The following is a 16,063-nucleotide window of genomic DNA, read 5'->3' as shown; positions in this document are numbered from 1 at the left end:
TTGGTTCACAAATATCCCCGCCGGAGGCACCGCCGCCATCAGCCAGAACCAGGCATCAGCCGCGCAGCACGCCGCCCGTCGCCTTGGACACCTTTGCGATCACCTTCTCAGACACGGCCTCGATATCTTTTTCCGTCAAGGTCGCATCTGTGGGCTGCAGGCGCACCGTCACCGCAAGGGATTTCTTACCCTCACCCAACGCGCCACCAATGAATTCATCAAACACGCGAACGTCTTCGATCAGAGCCTTATCAGCACCAGCAGCCGCATTCACCAGCGTCAGCGCCTCAACCTCAGCATCTACCACAAACGCGAAATCACGCTCCACCGCCTGCAAATCACGCAGTTTCAACGCAGGACGCGTGGTGGATTTCGCTTTAGGGAAAGGCGGCTCTGCGAGGTAGACGGTAAAGCCGACCGCAGGCCCCTTCACATCCAGCGCATCCAGCACTTTGGGGTGGATTTCACCGAACTCTGCCATGACCTTTTTCGGGCCAAGGCACATCTTGCCCGAGCGTCCCGGATGCCACCACGAGGGCGCACCGCGCAGGATTTGCACTTTGGCAGGGGCACCAATCGCACTTAGAACGGCTTCGGCGTCCGCTTTCGCGTCAAACACATCAACACCGCGCCGCTCTCCACGCAGGTCTTTGGGGCCGGAATGGCCAACCAAAAGCCCGGTCGCCAATACGTGCTGCTCACCGGGCTCACCACCTTGGAACGCAGCACCGACTTCGAACAAAGCCAAGTCCATATAGCCGCGTGCTTGGTTGCGCGCCGCAGCCTGCAACAGCCCGGGCAACAGCGCGGGGCGTAAATGGCTCATCTCAGAACTGATCGGATTTTCCAACTTCGTCGCGTCTGTGCCGCCCTCAAACACCTTGGCCGCATCCGCGTCGATAAAGCTGTAGGTGACACATTCGTTATACCCAAGCGCCGCGATCGTGCGCCGCGCCGCGCGCTCGCGCAGCTGCATTGGCGTCAGGACCGGCTTGGGCACACCCGCCACCCGCGACATCGGCTTGCCCACAAGTTTCGTGAGCGACGCAATCCGCGCAACCTCTTCCACAAGGTCCGCTTCGCCCCGAACATCAGGCCGCCACGATGGGACATGGGCCATGTCACCTTCCAGCACAAAGCCAAGGGTTTCCAACGTCGCGCGCTGCGTCTCCGCGGGGATTTCCATGCCCACAAGGCTTTGCACACGATCGGTATCCAGTTTGTAGGCACGCGCCACATCCGGCACCGCGCCTGCGCTGATCACCTCAGACACCTCGCCACCCGCGTGATCCACGATCATCCGCACCGCATGCTCAAGACCCTCAGCCGTAAAGGCCGGGTCAATCCCACGCTCAAACCGATAGCGCGCGTCCGAATTGATCTTGAGAGCGCGCCCGGTGTAGGCGATTTGCACCGGATCCCAATAGGCGCTTTCGACGAACACGTTGACCGTTTCGTCCGAGCAACCGGTGGCTGCGCCACCCATAACGCCAGCAATGCTTTCGGCCGCGTTGTCATCCGAGATGACCATTTGGCCAGATTGCAGCGTGTAGGTTTTGTCGTCCAGCGCAACGATCTCTTCGCCGCCCGCAGCGCGATGCACCCGCAGGTTGCCCGCGACTTTATCTGCATCGAACACGTGCAGTGGGCGGTTCAGATCGTAGGTGAAAAAGTTCGTCACATCGACGAGGAAGTTAATCGGGCGTAGGCCGATGGCGCGCAGCATGTCCTGCAACCACTCCGGCGAAGGGCCATTTTTCACGCCCCGGATCAGACGGCCCGTAAACAGCGGACAGCCATCAAGCGTATCGTCATCAATGCTAACGGCCATGTCAGCAGCAAACGTCGCAGCCACAGGCGTCACATCGCGTGCGATCATCGTACCAAGGCCACGGGCTGCAAGGTCACGGGCAATCCCGCGCACACCCAGCGCATCTGGGCGGTTGGGTGTGATTGCAATCTCAATGACGGGGTCAACTTTGGCCGGATCATTTGCCGCAAGCCAATCGACGAACCGATCACCCACGTCACCGGAGGGTAGCTCGATGATGCCATCGTGCTCATCGCTCAGCTCCATCTCCCGCTCGGAGGCCATCATGCCAAAGCTCTCGATCCCGCGGATTTTGCCCACGCCAATCGTGATATCAATGCCGGGCACATAAACCCCGGGCTTGGCGACCACGACCGTGATGCCCTCACGCGCGTTGGGCGCGCCGCAGATGATCTGCTTGAGACCTTCGTCCGTTTCGACCTGACACACGCGCAGGCGATCCGCATCGGGATGCTTTTCGGCTGAGATCACTTTGCCGATGGTAAAATCGGCCAGCTTGGCGCCGCGATCCTCAACGCCCTCCACTTCAAGCCCAAGGTCCGTGAGCGCGTAAACGATCTCATCCAGAGTGGCATTGGTGTCGAGGTGGCTTTTGAGCCACGAGAGCGTGAATTTCATGGGGCGTGCCTTATGAATTTAAGCCAAGTCGCGGCGTGCTTAGCCCATTGGCCGCACAGGGGAAAGACCTGCTGCACAAACGCGCCGCTTGGGCGGTGGAAATAGTCTGATTGACCGCCCCTTGCGGGCCATCAATCACGGTCTTGGTTTTGTCCACGCTTGGCATCGAGCCATTTGTCCACCAGCAAGATAGGCGCAAGGACGATGGTCCAACCGATGGCATTCAAAACGGTGAAGGCCAGCTTGGTCGAGGTGTCCATCCCAGAGCGCCACAAAGCCACGTGCGCTAACACGATGCAAACGACCAACCCAGTGACCAACCATCCGCGCAGCTTCATGTCCCGCCCCTTGTCCTGATGCCCATACACATAGGCGTCAGGCGGCGCGTGTCACCTTAGCGGCTAAGGCCCGCGTGCAGACTGGGCGCATCCAGCGATGCAAACCCATAGTTCCGCAACCACCGCAGGTCGCTATCAAAGAACGCGCGCAGGTCGGGAATGCCGTATTTCAGCATCGCAATCCGGTCGATGCCGACACCAAATGCAAAACCCTGATAGACGCTCGGGTCGATCCCACCGGCCTGCAGCACCTTGGGGTGGACCATGCCAGAGCCCAGGATTTCGAGCCAATCATCGCCCTCACCCACCTTCAACTGGCCACCTTCCCATGAACACCGGATATCCACCTCAGCCGATGGTTCGGTGAACGGGAAGTGCGAGGCGCGGAAGCGCAGCTCAACATCGTCCACCTCAAAGAAGGCCTTCACGAACTCCTCAAGGCACCATTTTAGGTTCGCCATCGAGATGTCGGTATCAATCGCCAAACCCTCGACCTGATGGAACATCGGCGTGTGGGTTTGGTCGTAGTCGGCGCGATACACGCGACCGGGGCAGATCACCCGAATGGGAGCGCCCTGTTTCTCCATCGAGCGGATTTGCACAGGGCTAGTGTGGGTGCGCAGCACATGGGGTGGGCGATCATCACCCTCCGCACGCGCCATGTAGAACGTGTCCATCTCGGCGCGCGCAGGGTGGTGGCCGGGAATATTCAGGGCGTCAAAGTTGTACCAATCGGTCTCGACCTGCGGCCCTTCAGCCACGGAGAACCCCATGTCAGCAAAGATCGCGGTGACCTCTTCGGTCACTTGGCTGATCGGGTGGATGGAACCCTGACGTGCGTGGCGTGCGGGCAGTGTCACATCCAGCCACTCGCTGCGCAGACGCTCATCGAGCGCGGCATCCGCCAAAGCGGCCTTCTTGGCGGCGATGGCCGAGTTAACCTCATTCTTGAGAGCGTTGAGGGCAGGCCCGGCAACTTGCCGTTCCTCAGCTGTCATCTTGCCCAGTTCGCGCATTTTAAGAGCGATCTCGCCCTTTTTGCCGACAGCGGCGAGGCGGATCGCCTCAAGCGCGGCTTCATCGGCGGCGGCCGCGATTTGGGTCAGGTATGTGTCGCGCAACTCTTGCATCAGACGTCTCCGGATTGGCTGATGAGCGTGCTACCGGGGATGGGGGTTGGGTGCAAGGGTCGGGGACGCGCCGCGTTCAGAATGCTCCCACCGCTAAGCTGCAAATGCCCCTAACACTCACAGTGATTTAGCCACCCTATCGCACGCATATTGGTTTCGCCGATGCCATTGTACGGGCCACTCCAAACCCTAAATCTGGAAAAGACTTAGACGCTATGCAATGCCCAGTAGACGGTACTCAGCTCATGATGTCAGATCGCAATGGGGTCGAAATTGACTATTGCCCGCAGTGTCGTGGCGTGTGGCTCGATCGCGGCGAGTCAGACAAAATCATCGAACGCAGCGTCCCGGCCGCAGCCACCGCCAGCCCTCCGCCGCCACGTGGTTACAACCAAGGCTATGAAGAGCGCCCCAGAAAGAAAAAACGCGACAGCTTCTTGAGCGAGATTTTCGACTTTTAATCAGCGCATCAGCACGCTTGATCACCGAAAAAGCGCCTGCATCCGTGCGGGAGCTTTTTTGAAGCTAGTCGAATGTGGATTGCGCATGCCCCAGCCAAAGTCGCCCCAAACAAGAGCTTGAATGGCTTTCTAAGTGTCTGCTGCCCGCTCCACATTCTCCGCCAGAGCTTCGAACACTTTGATGACATCGGATGGCGTCGCCCTATCCAGCGCTCCATCAGCTATCTCTTGTCGGGACCAAATGAGAGATTTGGCCGGATCATGCAGCATCGCCCAATCCGCAAACATCCTGCGCGAGATCGACCGAGAGACCAGTTTGCGAGGGCTCACATGCCGATCATCACGGAGGATGCGCGCATAGGTTGCCTCAACCTCTGCGGTGGAGCCCTCAAGCAGCTGTAGGAAAATTTCGTGACGGCAGACCAAAGCGCCCGTGACACCATCACGTTCGTTACAGCGGCGGGCATCGAGCAGAATATTGCTGAGAATGGCCGCATCATATCCGAAGGGCTGAGATACATAAATTATTTGAGAGAGATCGGTGATGATCGTCACTCCTTTCAGATCGGCGCGTCCCGAACCTTGAACTTGGTATCAGCTATGATCGACGCCCCGTGTATCACACCTACGCTCGTCCTGTCCGTATGTCTTGCTCAAACTGGACAAAACAAAAAGGCCCCCACGTTTCCGCGGGGGCCTTTTAAAAACTATTACTAGATCGGCTTAGGCCAATGCGGCTTTCGCTTGGTCCACGACCGCACCGAACGCGTCGGGCTCGTGAACGGCGAGGTCAGCCAAAACTTTCCGGTCAACTTCGATTCCAGCTTTCGCCAGACCGTTGATGAACTTGGAGTATGTCAGGCTCTCGTCGTGCGAACGAACAGCAGCGTTGATCCGCTGGATCCACAGCGCGCGGAAATTGCGCTTGCGATTCTTACGGTCGCGTGTGGCGTATTGGTTCGCTTTGTCGACCGCCTGCGTAGCAGTCCGAAAGGCGTTCTTACGGCGACCGTAATAACCTTTGGCGGCCTTGATGACCTTCTTGTGACGGGCGTGGGTGACTTTACCAGATGTAACGCGGCTCATATCTCGAACTCCTGCTTAGCGGTCGTAGGGCATGTAGCTCTTGACGATACGTGCGTCAGGAGCGGACAGGGTCGTGGTGCCACGGGCGTCACGGATGAATTTGGTGGTGCGCTTGATCATGCCGTGGCGTTTGCCTGCCTGACCAGCTTTGACCTTCCCGGAGGCGGTCATCTTGAAGCGCTTTTTGGCGCTCGATTTCGTCTTCATCTTGGGCATTTCGGTCTCCTATCGGATACGTGTTGCCGCGCGACTCGGCATGCCACTTGCGCCGGTCTCGCGGATTAGAGCGCCTCCTTTACGGAGACGCAGAAGGTTTGGCAAGCCCAATGCGCACGATCCTACCGGATCAATCGCGCAAGGATTTCCACAAAGGCCACCGGGATCGTGTCCAGCGCGATCCCCTCTTGCGATCCGACCCATGCAAACCCGCATGAGGCGACGATCGTGACCAACACGCCAAGCCATGGAAACCGACGCTCGGCCCAGCCGGACATGACGCTCGATGCCCCCAGCGCCATCAGCACCGTCATCAAAACGATGAACAGTGCCGGGTCGCCGATGGGCGGTAGCTCAGTCACCCTCGCCTGCGTAGATCAGCTTTTCGTCACAAGGCGCGACGCGCAGAATGTTGGTCGAGCCGACTTGGTTGAACGGGATACCGGCAGTCACGACGACCTGATCCTGCTCCTCCGCAAAGCCCGCCGTTTTTGCGGCCCGCACCGCTGATACAACCGCCAGCTTGAACCGCTCTACCTCATGGCTGATGACGGTGTGCACGCCCCACGTCAGGCAAATACGCCGGGCGCTGTTGGCGAATGGGGTCAACGCAATGATCGGCACGCGCGGCCGCTCACGGGCCACCTTGACGGCCGTCGTACCTGAGTGCGTGAAGCAACAGATCGCCTTGATGTCCGTGGTTTCCGCGATCTCACGCGCCGCGGCCACGATGCCGTCGGCCGTTGTGGTGCGCGTGGCGGTGCGGCTCGCCTCAATAATCTCGCGGTATGTTGGGTCGCTTTCAACCTCAACAGCCACGTTGTTCATCGTGCTGACCGCTTCCAGCGGGTACGATCCTGCGGCAGATTCCGCGCTCAGCATAATTGCGTCCGCGCCCTCGTAGATGGCCTGCGCCACATCCGACACCTCGGCCCGCGTGGGCATGGGGCTGTCGATCATACTCTCCAGCATCTGGGTCGCAACGATCACGGGCTTTGCCGCGCTCCTGCAGCGACGCACAAGGCGTTTTTGGATCGGGGGCACAGCTTGCACCGGCAGCTCAACGCCCAGATCACCGCGCGCCACCATGATACCGTCTGACGCGGCAAGGATTTCTTCAAAGGCCTCTACGGCGGCGGGCTTTTCGATCTTCGACAGGAGTGCGGCCCGGCCCTTTGCCAAGTCGCGCGCTTCGTCCACGTCGGCCGCGCGCTGCACGAACGACAGCGCCAACCAATCGACACCCAACTCACATACGAACTCAAGATCGCTGCGGTCTTTTTCGGACAACGCAGCCAAGGGCAGCACCACATCAGGCACGTTCACGCCCTTGCGGTTTGAAATCGTACCACCGATCACAACAGTGCATTGTGCGAAATCGGGCCCGCAATCATCAACCGTAAGCCGCAGTTTGCCGTCATTCACCAGCAACGTGGCACCAGGGCGAAGGGCCTCAAAAATCTCGGGGTGGGGCAGCTGAACACGGGTCGCATCGCCGGGTGCATCGCTCAGATCAAATCGAAACGGTGCACCGGCCTCGATCTCGGCGCTATCGCCTGCAAACACACCACACCGCAGCTTTGGCCCCTGCAAATCCGCAAGGATCGCGATGGGCCGGCCGGTATCACGCTCCAGATCGCGGATCATCGCGTGGCGCGCCCGGATCTCAGAATGATCACCATGGCTCATGTTCAGGCGGAACACATCCGCGCCCGCCTCAAACAACGCCTTAATCGTCTGATAGTCGTTGGATGCGGGCCCCAAAGTAGCCACGATTTTCACATTCCGATGCCGGCGCATTCTGCTCGTTCCTTCTAATTTCGTCTCATCCACGGCCAACACATCAAAATGTTAGCGCAAACATTACCGCTTTAATGCCCGAAGTCTGGGTCAGGCACAACTGGTCACCGCCATAGAAGACCTTTATATCAGCCCTATGACAAGAGCCCTCTCCCCGCCTTACGAAACGCTTCCTGGTCCGGCGACTGCCCGGTGGGTTATCACGTGTGACCATGCAAGCAACCGTATCCCCGAAGAAATCGGCTGCCTCGGCCTGCCCGAAACAGACATGGGGCGGCATATCGCCTACGACGTGGGGGCCGCCGGCGTTACCCGACACTTGGCTGCGCATCTAAACGCACCTGCCGTGTTGTCGACCTATTCGCGCTTGGTGATTGATCCCAACCGAGGCGAGGACGACCCGACGCTTATGATGCGCCTCTACGACGGCTCGATCATACCCGCCAACCGCCACGCCACCGAGGCAGAACGTGAGCGGAGGCTCGCCCTCTATCACCGCCCCTATCACGACACGCTGGCACAAACGATCAATGCCACGCCCGACGCGGCGATCGTTGCCATTCACTCCTTCACGCCTCAACTCAAAGGCCGCGCGCCCCGACCATGGGAAATCAGCGTCCTGTTTTCTGATACAGACGACAGGCTGTCTCGCGCGCTGATCACTGCCCTAAACGCCGAGGAAAACCTTTGCGTCGGCGTGAATGAACCCTATCACGGGCACCTACCCGAGGATGCATTGCACCGGCATGGTTTGCGCACCGGGCGCCTGCACACACTCATCGAAATCCGCAACGATCTGATCGAAACAGCCGCGCAACAAAAGGCATGGGCCATACGGCTCGCCCCGCTACTCGAACACGCGCGCGCCGCCCTAAAGGAGCCTACCCATGGATGACCAAACCCGCATCGAAATCGAAGCCGCTGCCTTCCGCCGGCTCCGCAAACACCTGATCGAAGACCGTCCAGACGCACAAAACATCGACATGATGAACCTCGCAGGTTTTTGCCGCAACTGCCTGTCGCGCTGGTACCAAGAGGCCGCCGCAGAACATGGGATCGAGATGACCAAGGACGCCGCGCGCGAAACCTACTACGGCATGCCCATGTCCGAATGGAAGGCCAAGCACCAGACCGAGGCCACCGCCGAACAGAAAGCCGCGTTCGAAACATCTTTCAAAGAAAACGTCACCAATAAAGACGGCTGAACAAACAAAAAGGGGGGCCGCGACGCCCCCCTCCTTTGTTCACAAAATACTCCCGCCGGAGGCTTCCTCCAGCGCAGCACTAGATGGCCTTTGCAAGGCTCTCCTCAAGATAGATCTCACGCAAACGCGCAGCCACAGGCCCAGGCTTACCGGTTCCGATTTGCGCCCCATCCAATGACACCACCGGCATCACAAACGTCGAGGCCGAGGTCACAAACGCCTCATCCGCAGCCGCCGCTTCTTCGAGTGTAAAGGACCGCTCCTCTACCTGCATCTGCGCCTCTTGTGCCATGCGCAGTACGGCGGCACGGGTAATCCCGTGCAAAATTTCGTTGCCCAAATGGCGGGTTACAATCGTGTTGCCCTTAACAATGTATGCATTGTTAGACGTGCCCTCTGTGACGGCGCCATCCTCGACCATCCACGCATCGTCTGCACCCGCAGCCTTGGCCGTCATCTTGCCCATCGACGGGTACAATAGCTGCACGGTCTTAATGTCCCGCCGGCCCCAGCGTTGATCTTCGATCGAAATGACCGAGATCCCCTTTTCCGCCACAGGGTTCGCCGCCAATCCGGGCTTGGACTGTGTAAACAAAACCAACGACGGCGCGGCATCTACCGGATAGGCAAAATCACGATCTGCCGCCCCGCGCGTGACCTGCAAGTAAACCAAGCCTTCGTCGATCCCATTCGCCCGCACCAATTCGCGGTGAATTTCCAACAATTCGTCCATCGTGCAGGGCGCGGGCATGTCCAACTCAGACAATGAGCGTTCGAGCCGTTTGGCGTGCCCCTCAAAGTCGATCAGCTTGCCGCCCAGTACACTCGTGACCTCATACACCCCGTCCGCGAACAAAAACCCCCGGTCGAACACGGAAATTTTGGCGTCTTCTTCGGGCACATAGGCCCCGTTCACATAGACGGTTCTGGACATGGGGAAGCCTCCTGATTGGGTCGCACGGTTATGTGCCCGCCCGCGCCAGACCGTCAAGTCCAGCCTTGCCGAAAGGGTCACAAGGCCGCAAAAAGGCGCCATGATCCAATCTGTTACCCAAGGTGTTCTTGGCACCTATCGCACTCAATCCATTGCGGAGCGCGTGGCCCGCGCCGAAGCGCTCCGCCCCGGCTACCGCGACCATCCGGTGGACGTCAGCGCCCCGGCGCAACGCGACGCTATGGTGGATTTGCGCGCATCGGGGATCGCGGGCGAGAACTACTACCACAGTCTGCACAACCCGCCGTATCACACCAAAATCGACGGCTCCGTGCCAGATCTGTTGCTGCGCGCCCCGCTCGCAGAACGCCTAAAAAACGTCAACACGGTCCTCGCCCAATACGGGCTAGAGCTGTGGGTGTTTGATGCGTGGCGGCCCATCGCCGTGCAAAACTATTTTCATGACCACTGGATGCCTGCGCATTTGCGCCACCATGATCCAAGCCTTGAGGGTGCCCCACTTCAGGCGGAAGTGGAGAAATACTGGGCACGCGGCGCGCCCGGCGGCATGATTGATCCAACCTCACCGCCGCCCCACGCCACAGGGGCCGCCGTAGACCTGACGCTGCGCAGGATCGGGGGGGACGCATTATTCATGGGTTCAATCTTTGACGATGTGACCGAAATATCGAACACCGCACATTTTGAAACCGCCTCAGACGCCATGTCTTTCTCGGCGATTGAGGCACGGGACAACCGGCGCATGCTCTTTTGGGTGATGGATGCGGCGAGTTTTGCCAACAACCCGACGGAGTGGTGGCACTTTTCGCTGGGTGATCAAATGTGGGCCCGCATTACCGGTGCGGAGGCTGCCCACTACGGGCCAGTGCCGATTTAGGTGCGGGCGGTATCACGCCCAAAAACATATCGCAGAAAGCCGCGCGCTTCATCGACCGCATCGATGTAGGCCTCTGACAACAACTGCTCACCATCGAAAACCAAAACAAAACCCCGCAAAAGCGGGGCGTCCTTTATATCCATATCCAGACCGTTTTCAGTAAGCGCATAGACCGGCAGGGACGCATCCCCGACACGGACGTGAACATTTGAATGGTCTTGAATAAGCGTGCTCATGGTTGGTCCTCTCTTATGAACACCAACGTGGCACGCCATTCGTTAAGGGCGGGTTTAATACCTGCAGAAAAACCTCAGGCGCGCGCTTTTGGCCTGAGGACATGAGGCATCGCCGGGTCATAGAGCGCGCTATCGCGGAAATCTTGGACCTCCCGCAGGGCGGGACCGACCAGAATCAGTGCGGTGCGCGTTATCTTGGCGGCGCGTATCTTGGGCTGAATATCCGAGATTGTGCCCTTTACAAACATCTGGTCCGGCCAGCCAACGCGGTAGGCCACAACCACGGGACAATCTGCACCGTAATGCGGGGTCAAAACGCGCTCAATCTCCCGCAGGTTCCGGATGCCTAGATGGATCGCCAGCGTGGCCCCCGTCCGCGCAAAGTTTTCCAACGTCTCGTTGGGCGGCATAGAGGTGGACTTCATGCTCACCCGCGTCAGGATGATCGACTGCGCCACCTCAGGAATTGTCAGCTCTTGGCCCAAGGCGGCGGCGGCCGCGGCATAGGCAGGCACACCGGGAACCACTTGGTAGTCAATGCCATCGGCTTTCAGGCGACGAATTTGCTCTGCGATTGCACCATAAAGCGATGGATCACCGGAATGCACACGCGCCACGTCTTGGCCCTGGCCATGAGCCGCAACAATCTCTGCGTGGGTTTCGTCCAGCGTCATCGAGGCGGTGTCCAACACCCGCGCGCCCTCTGGCGCCTCGGCCACGACCTGCTCCGGCACAAGCGAACCCGCGTAGAGGCAGACCGGACAGGCCCGGATCAAACGTTGCGCCTTGAGCGTTAGCAGCTCGGGGTCCCCAGGGCCTGCGCCAATGAAATAGACAGTCATAGTAGTGTTCCTTGCGAAGGACAGGCGGCACGACAAAGCGCGGCCCAAACAGTTTCGTACCAGCGCGGGAGAGCGCGCGCGCTCACCCCTGACCCTCTTTGGTCGCCTGCGCCAAATCGCCATCGATTTTGCGCGCATAGCCACGTGGCGTGTACATGCGCGGCCCCTCACCCAAATGCGCCAGCTTTGAATGGCTGGAGCCGATCAGAACAACAGTCAGCATATCGACCTCGTCTACCTCAAGGGCATCAAGGCGGCGGTAGCGGATGTATTCCTCGGGACGACCAAGTGAACTGGCCAGCATAACGGGCGTTTCCGGTGGGCGGTGCTGCAACAGGATATCGCGCGCCTCGGCCAACAGAGTCCGACGGCGTTGCGACACGGGGTTGTAAAAGGCGATGACAAAATCGCCCTCAGCCGCTGCGTGCAGACGTTTGATAATGTCTTCACGCGGGGTCAGCAGATCGCTCAGCGAAATCGCACAGAAATCATGCCCCAGCGGGGCACCGGCGCGGGCCGCAGCCCCCTGCAGGGCCGACACACCGGGTGAGCAGACAATATCCACCCGCTTGGCCGCGTCGCTTACGCCCAGCTCATCCGCGCCCCGGTCGAGCAATTCAAACACCAGCGCGCCCATGGCATAGATGCCCGCATCCCCCGAACACACCAGCGCCACGTTGCGCCCTTCGGCGGCCTTTTCTAGAGCATAACGGCAACGCGCTTCTTCACCGCCGAGCGGGAAGTCACTGCGAGCCTTGCCATAGCCGAGCGGACCCAGAAGATCGATATAAAGGCCGTAGCCCACCAGTTCTTCGGCATCGGCCACCAATTTTGACACCTCGGGCGTGCGCCATGTGGCTTGCCCCGGACCGATCCCTACGATCGACAGCCGCCCGCGCGACCGGCCTGCATGTTCAGTGATGGGCACTGGGTTGCGGACCAGTGCGCAGGTCGTGTTGGCGGTCTTGCGTTTGGCAACCGCAAGCGCACCATCGGGGGCCGCAGCAAGGGCCGCGCCTTCGGACACACCGTGGCAGCCCACTTCGGCGAATACCACGTCTGAAGGGTTGGCCAAACGGGGGGCCTCAGCCTCCAACTCAGCGGCGGAATAGACCCGAAGCGGAACGCCCAAGCGCTCGGCAAGCTGGTTCATTGCGGGCTCATCGGCCTTTAGGTCCAGCGTGTTGACCGAAGCGATTGCACCCGGTGCGATGTCCGCCTCGGCCATCGCGGCTTGAACGTTGTCCCACAACTCAGTCGGGTCCGCATCACGCGCACAGCCCACACCCAATGCAAAGGTCTGCGGGTGGTAGACCAACCGCTCCGGCCCAGTCTGGGCGGGCTTTTCGGTAACTTCGATGGTGGCCGCAGTGCCCTTTGGCAGATCGAACAATGGCGCGCCAAGACAGGTTGCCCCATCGCCCGACAACAGCGCGGCCATAGCGGTTTTTGCATCCTCTGGGTTGGCAAGGCGGTAACCCACGGGCGGCGCATCAAGGGCCACCCCAAGGGCGACATCACCCGCCGTCGTGACGGCTGCGGTGGCGCCGATGGCATCCCCAATGGTTGCGGCAAGCCGGTTCGCGCCCCGGTGCCCGCCAAGCAAGGGGATCACGATTGCCCCATCGTCCGACACGCTCAGGAGCGGGGGATCAATCGATTTATCGACCAACAAAGGCGCCACAGCGCGGATCAGAATGCCGCTGGCACATACTCCAATGACGGGCGTGCCCGCCGCAAACAACGTGCGGATGTGATCCAACGCATTGGCAAAAAACACGTCGGCTTGATCAACGCGGGTTTCGCGGCCATGCACCGGCGCGCCAAGCGCCTGCGCAATAAGATGTGCCGTGGGTTCGCCGGCCCGATTCAGGCACAGGACAATGGGATCTAGAGCCATGGGTCGGCGCCTTTCGCGATCAGGATCATGGAGAAATAGGGTGCAGTTTCGGGCGCTTGCGCGAGGGGCAGGATAACCTCAGCCCCCAGCGTCGCGCGTTCGACATAGGTGGCGTTGTCCGTCAGGCCCGCCTCGTCTAGCAGCGCGCGCAGCTTGGGCAGGTGGCGACCGACCTTCATGATAACCAGCGTGTCTGCGGCCTCAAGATGGGCGCGCAATTCTGCCTCTGGCAGCGGGCCGGGCAGAACGGTCATCACTTCATTGCGCGCCACCAGCGGCATCGCCGCGCGGGCCGCACAGGCCGTGACTGAGGTCACGCCGGGGACGATTTCGGTGTCGTACTTGGTGCTGAGCCGCGCATACAGATACATGAAAGAGCCGTAAAAGAACGGGTCCCCCTCACACAGACAGACGACATCCTGACCTGCATCAAGGGCTGCCGCGATTTCGGCGGCGCCTTGGTCATAGGCCGCTTGGGCCGGGGCGCGGGCCGGGGTCATCGGCACATCCATACGGATTTCGCGGGCCTCTGCGCGGATCAGATCGGCGGCAATGCTGCGCGCAAAGCTATCGCCCCCAGCGAGCGTGGGGTAGGCAATCACCTGAGCCGATTCAATCAATTGCGCAGCCTTACGCGTGATGAGCCCCGGGTCACCCGGACCCAAGCCCACACCAATAAATCGTCCCGTCATCTCTTTACCAAGCTCCATTGCGTGACCGGCATCAGCGGGCGCCAGCCCGTCAGGCGGCCCACGGGTTCAGCGCGGTTAACAGAGAGCTTAACCAATTGCCCCCCGTGGGTTTTGTGCAGGTCGACCAGCGTCGCCTCAGATTCCAGCGTTACGGCGTTCGCGACCAACCGACCCAAAGGCCGGAGCGCGGCGAAGGCGGCATCGAATGTCTCGGGCGACAGGCCCCCGCCGATGAACACGGCATCAGGTTTTTCCAACCCATCCAGCGCCTCTGGAACCTGTCCATCGATCAGCTCTAGCTTGGGCACTCCAAGCGACAACGCATTCGCGGCGGCCATGGCGCGGCGGTCCGCGCGCGGCTCAATCCCGATGGCGCGGGCGTAGCGCGCCGCACGCATCCATTCGACCGCGACGGACCCGCAGCCCGTCCCGATGTCCCACAACAGCGCGCCACGCATCGGCATCAGCTTGGCCAGCGTAACAGCGCGCACCTCTTGCTTTGTCATGGTGCCGTCGTGCTGGAACATGTCATCTGACAGGCCCGGCACACGTGGCAAAAGGGCCGCATCAGAGGCGGCGCGGCAATCGACGCAAAGGGTGTTGAACGGCGGCACCTCATGGGACCACTCGCGTGCAATCCCGTCAAAACGCTGCTCCCTTTCGCCACCCATGTTGGCCAAAACAGTCATCGGACTGTCGCCAAAACCGCGTTCCGTCAGGAACTGCGCGATCTGGCCCGGCGTCTCAGCCCCGGTGGTCAGGATGATAAGCCGCTGATCGGGTTGAATAAACGCGATCATCTGCTCAACAGGGCGGCCATGAACGGTCAACGTCTCTACATCGGCCATCGACCAGCCCATGCGCGCACTTGCCAGCTGAAACGCGGACAGTTGCGGATGGTATGTGATCTGCCCTGCGGGGATTGAGCGGCCAATCCGCGCCCCAACCGAAAACCACAGCGGATCGCCTGTCGCGAGGACGACAACACGCTGGTTCGCGTGCTGTTTTAACAGATCGATCAGGGCATCAAACGGGCTGGGCCATGCGTAGCGCTTGGCCGTAGTTGTTTGCGCAAGGGCGTGGTGACGATCTCCGCCGATCAGGATTTCTGCGGCCTCAACCACGGCGCGTGTGGCGGGGGTCAGCCCGTCCAGACCGTCCTCACCGATGCCAACGATATGCAACCAAGGTGCGGACGTTTCGACGTGCCCGCTCATGCGTTGAGTTCCGGCAGCCCAGCGGCCAAGGCATTCACGGCCGCGCTGGCAATCGCCGAGCCACCCCGCCGCCCACGCAGGGCGACAAAGTCACAGCCCCGGGGCCGTTCCGCCAATTCGGCCTTGGATTCCGCCGCGCCGACAAACCCCACCGGAAACCCGAGGATCACGGCAGGCTTGGGCGCGCCTTGATCCAACAGTTCAAGCAAGTGAAACAGAGCCGTGGGCGCATTACCAATCGCGACAACAGCGCCCTCCAGATGGTTTGCCCACAACTCCACTGCGGCGGCAGATCGTGTATTACCGATCGCGGCCGCGCGGTCCGGCACGCTGGGGTCATTCAGCGTCACGATGACCTCATTCTGCGCGGGCAAATACCGGCGGATAATGCCTGCGCCGACCATTTCACAGTCGCACAGAACAGGCGCGCCATTCGCCAAAGCACGGTGCCCGGCCAGATAAGCCCCGGGTGAATGTGCGATGCGATCCGCAACCTCAACCATGCCACACGCATGAATCAGCCGCGTGACCAGCGCCTGCATACCACTATCGAACCGGTCCAGATTGGCCTCGGCCTGAACGGTGGCAAAGCTGGCCGCATAGATGGCCTTCGGGTCTTTTTCGTAGGGACGCAGGGCGAAATCCTCTCGGAGCGGTTG

General features: G+C 60.5%; 19 protein-coding genes. 4 read left to right on the top strand and 15 right to left on the bottom strand.

Annotated elements, in window-relative coordinates:
* Positions 1-55 precede the first annotated feature (55 nt).
* The 3 genes from pheT to pheS all read right to left on the bottom strand — a co-directional run bounded on the left by pheT (position 56) and on the right by pheS (position 3,917).
* Positions 56-2,449 carry a phenylalanine--tRNA ligase subunit beta gene (pheT, locus tag PM04_RS05165; protein WP_038004345.1) on the bottom strand — a complete coding sequence of 798 codons (2,394 nt, stop codon included), beginning with the start codon at positions 2,447-2,449 and terminating at the stop codon, positions 56-58.
* 131 nt (positions 2,450-2,580) lie between these two features.
* Complete coding sequence (locus PM04_RS05160) at positions 2,581-2,787, bottom strand: hypothetical protein (RefSeq protein WP_052068207.1); 207 nt, start codon at positions 2,785-2,787, stop codon at positions 2,581-2,583.
* Between the two features lie 56 nt (positions 2,788-2,843).
* Positions 2,844-3,917, bottom strand: a complete 1,074-nt coding sequence (pheS, locus tag PM04_RS05155; protein ID WP_038004344.1) for a phenylalanine--tRNA ligase subunit alpha — start codon at positions 3,915-3,917, stop codon at positions 2,844-2,846.
* Between the two features lie 215 nt (positions 3,918-4,132).
* Here pheS and PM04_RS05150 point away from each other — a divergent pair, with 215 nt between their 5' ends.
* Positions 4,133-4,378, top strand: coding sequence for a zf-TFIIB domain-containing protein (locus PM04_RS05150; RefSeq protein ID WP_038004343.1), 246 nt, complete (start codon positions 4,133-4,135; stop codon positions 4,376-4,378).
* A gap of 129 nt (positions 4,379-4,507) precedes the next feature.
* Here the strand turns inward: PM04_RS05150 and PM04_RS05145 are convergent, their stop codons facing one another.
* The 5 genes from PM04_RS05145 to pyk all read right to left on the bottom strand — a co-directional run bounded on the left by PM04_RS05145 (position 4,508) and on the right by pyk (position 7,480).
* Positions 4,508-4,933 carry a BLUF domain-containing protein gene (locus PM04_RS05145; protein ID WP_234702808.1) on the bottom strand — a complete coding sequence of 142 codons (426 nt, stop codon included), beginning with the start codon at positions 4,931-4,933 and terminating at the stop codon, positions 4,508-4,510.
* A 168-nt stretch (positions 4,934-5,101) separates the two neighbouring features.
* On the bottom strand, positions 5,102-5,464 hold the full coding sequence (gene rplT / locus PM04_RS05140; RefSeq protein ID WP_038004340.1) for a 50S ribosomal protein L20: 363 nt from the start codon (positions 5,462-5,464) through the stop codon (positions 5,102-5,104).
* Between the two features lie 15 nt (positions 5,465-5,479).
* Positions 5,480-5,680 carry a 50S ribosomal protein L35 gene (rpmI, locus tag PM04_RS05135; RefSeq protein ID WP_038004338.1) on the bottom strand — a complete coding sequence of 67 codons (201 nt, stop codon included), beginning with the start codon at positions 5,678-5,680 and terminating at the stop codon, positions 5,480-5,482.
* Between the two features lie 122 nt (positions 5,681-5,802).
* Positions 5,803-6,042 (bottom strand): hypothetical protein, encoded by a 240-nt coding sequence (locus PM04_RS05130; RefSeq protein ID WP_038004337.1) that lies wholly within the window; start codon positions 6,040-6,042, stop codon positions 5,803-5,805.
* On the bottom strand, positions 6,035-7,480 hold the full coding sequence (gene pyk, locus PM04_RS05125) for a pyruvate kinase (protein WP_038004335.1): 1,446 nt from the start codon (positions 7,478-7,480) through the stop codon (positions 6,035-6,037). The genes PM04_RS05130 and pyk overlap by 8 nt, the downstream gene beginning before the upstream one ends.
* Positions 7,481-7,616: 136 nt before the next feature.
* Here pyk and PM04_RS05120 point away from each other — a divergent pair, with 136 nt between their 5' ends.
* Both PM04_RS05120 and PM04_RS05115 read left to right on the top strand, forming a co-directional pair.
* Positions 7,617-8,375, top strand: coding sequence for an N-formylglutamate amidohydrolase (locus PM04_RS05120; RefSeq protein ID WP_038004334.1), 759 nt, complete (start codon positions 7,617-7,619; stop codon positions 8,373-8,375).
* The gene (locus tag PM04_RS05115; RefSeq protein WP_038004333.1) at positions 8,368-8,685 is read left to right on the top strand and encodes a DUF1244 domain-containing protein; all 318 of its coding nucleotides are present in this window, start codon (positions 8,368-8,370) and stop codon (positions 8,683-8,685) included. The genes PM04_RS05120 and PM04_RS05115 overlap by 8 nt, the downstream gene beginning before the upstream one ends.
* Before the next feature lie 79 nt (positions 8,686-8,764).
* On the opposite strand, the gene PM04_RS05110 is transcribed toward PM04_RS05115, so the two are convergent.
* Entirely contained in the window at positions 8,765-9,619 is an 855-nt protein-coding gene (locus PM04_RS05110) for a D-amino-acid transaminase (protein WP_038004331.1), read from the bottom strand.
* A gap of 100 nt (positions 9,620-9,719) precedes the next feature.
* Here PM04_RS05110 and PM04_RS05105 point away from each other — a divergent pair, with 100 nt between their 5' ends.
* Positions 9,720-10,517: a M15 family metallopeptidase gene (locus PM04_RS05105; protein ID WP_052077289.1), complete on the top strand. Its 798-nt coding sequence runs from the start codon at positions 9,720-9,722 to the stop codon at positions 10,515-10,517.
* Here the strand turns inward: PM04_RS05105 and PM04_RS05100 are convergent.
* The 6 genes from PM04_RS05100 to PM04_RS05075 all read right to left on the bottom strand — a co-directional run bounded on the left by PM04_RS05100 (position 10,514) and on the right by PM04_RS05075 (position 16,039).
* A complete protein-coding gene (locus PM04_RS05100; protein WP_038004329.1) occupies positions 10,514-10,753 on the bottom strand; it encodes a hypothetical protein in 240 nt (79 codons plus the stop codon). The genes PM04_RS05105 and PM04_RS05100 overlap by 4 nt on opposite strands.
* Positions 10,754-10,827: 74 nt before the next feature.
* Positions 10,828-11,595 carry a precorrin-4 C(11)-methyltransferase gene (gene cobM, locus PM04_RS05095; protein WP_038004328.1) on the bottom strand — a complete coding sequence of 256 codons (768 nt, stop codon included), beginning with the start codon at positions 11,593-11,595 and terminating at the stop codon, positions 10,828-10,830.
* 82 nt (positions 11,596-11,677) lie between these two features.
* The gene (gene cobJ / locus PM04_RS05090) at positions 11,678-13,495 is read right to left on the bottom strand and encodes a precorrin-3B C(17)-methyltransferase (RefSeq protein ID WP_038004326.1); all 1,818 of its coding nucleotides are present in this window, start codon (positions 13,493-13,495) and stop codon (positions 11,678-11,680) included.
* Positions 13,486-14,187 (bottom strand): precorrin-2 C(20)-methyltransferase, encoded by a 702-nt coding sequence (gene cobI, locus PM04_RS05085; protein ID WP_038004325.1) that lies wholly within the window; start codon positions 14,185-14,187, stop codon positions 13,486-13,488. The genes cobJ and cobI overlap by 10 nt, the downstream gene beginning before the upstream one ends.
* Positions 14,184-15,404 (bottom strand): bifunctional cobalt-precorrin-7 (C(5))-methyltransferase/cobalt-precorrin-6B (C(15))-methyltransferase, encoded by a 1,221-nt coding sequence (locus PM04_RS05080; protein ID WP_038004323.1) that lies wholly within the window; start codon positions 15,402-15,404, stop codon positions 14,184-14,186. Before PM04_RS05080 ends, cobI begins: the two co-directional genes overlap by 4 nt.
* The gene (locus PM04_RS05075; RefSeq protein ID WP_038004320.1) at positions 15,401-16,039 is read right to left on the bottom strand and encodes a precorrin-8X methylmutase; all 639 of its coding nucleotides are present in this window, start codon (positions 16,037-16,039) and stop codon (positions 15,401-15,403) included. The genes PM04_RS05080 and PM04_RS05075 overlap by 4 nt, the downstream gene beginning before the upstream one ends.
* Between the last annotated feature and the right edge of the window lie 24 nt (positions 16,040-16,063).

It is taken from the genome of Thalassobacter sp. 16PALIMAR09, from assembly GCF_000765485.1.
Taxonomy (GTDB): Bacteria; Pseudomonadota; Alphaproteobacteria; order Rhodobacterales; family Rhodobacteraceae; genus Thalassobacter; species Thalassobacter stenotrophicus.
Note: the sequence above shows the minus strand (reverse complement) of the source record. Positions and strands in the feature narration are given on the sequence as shown.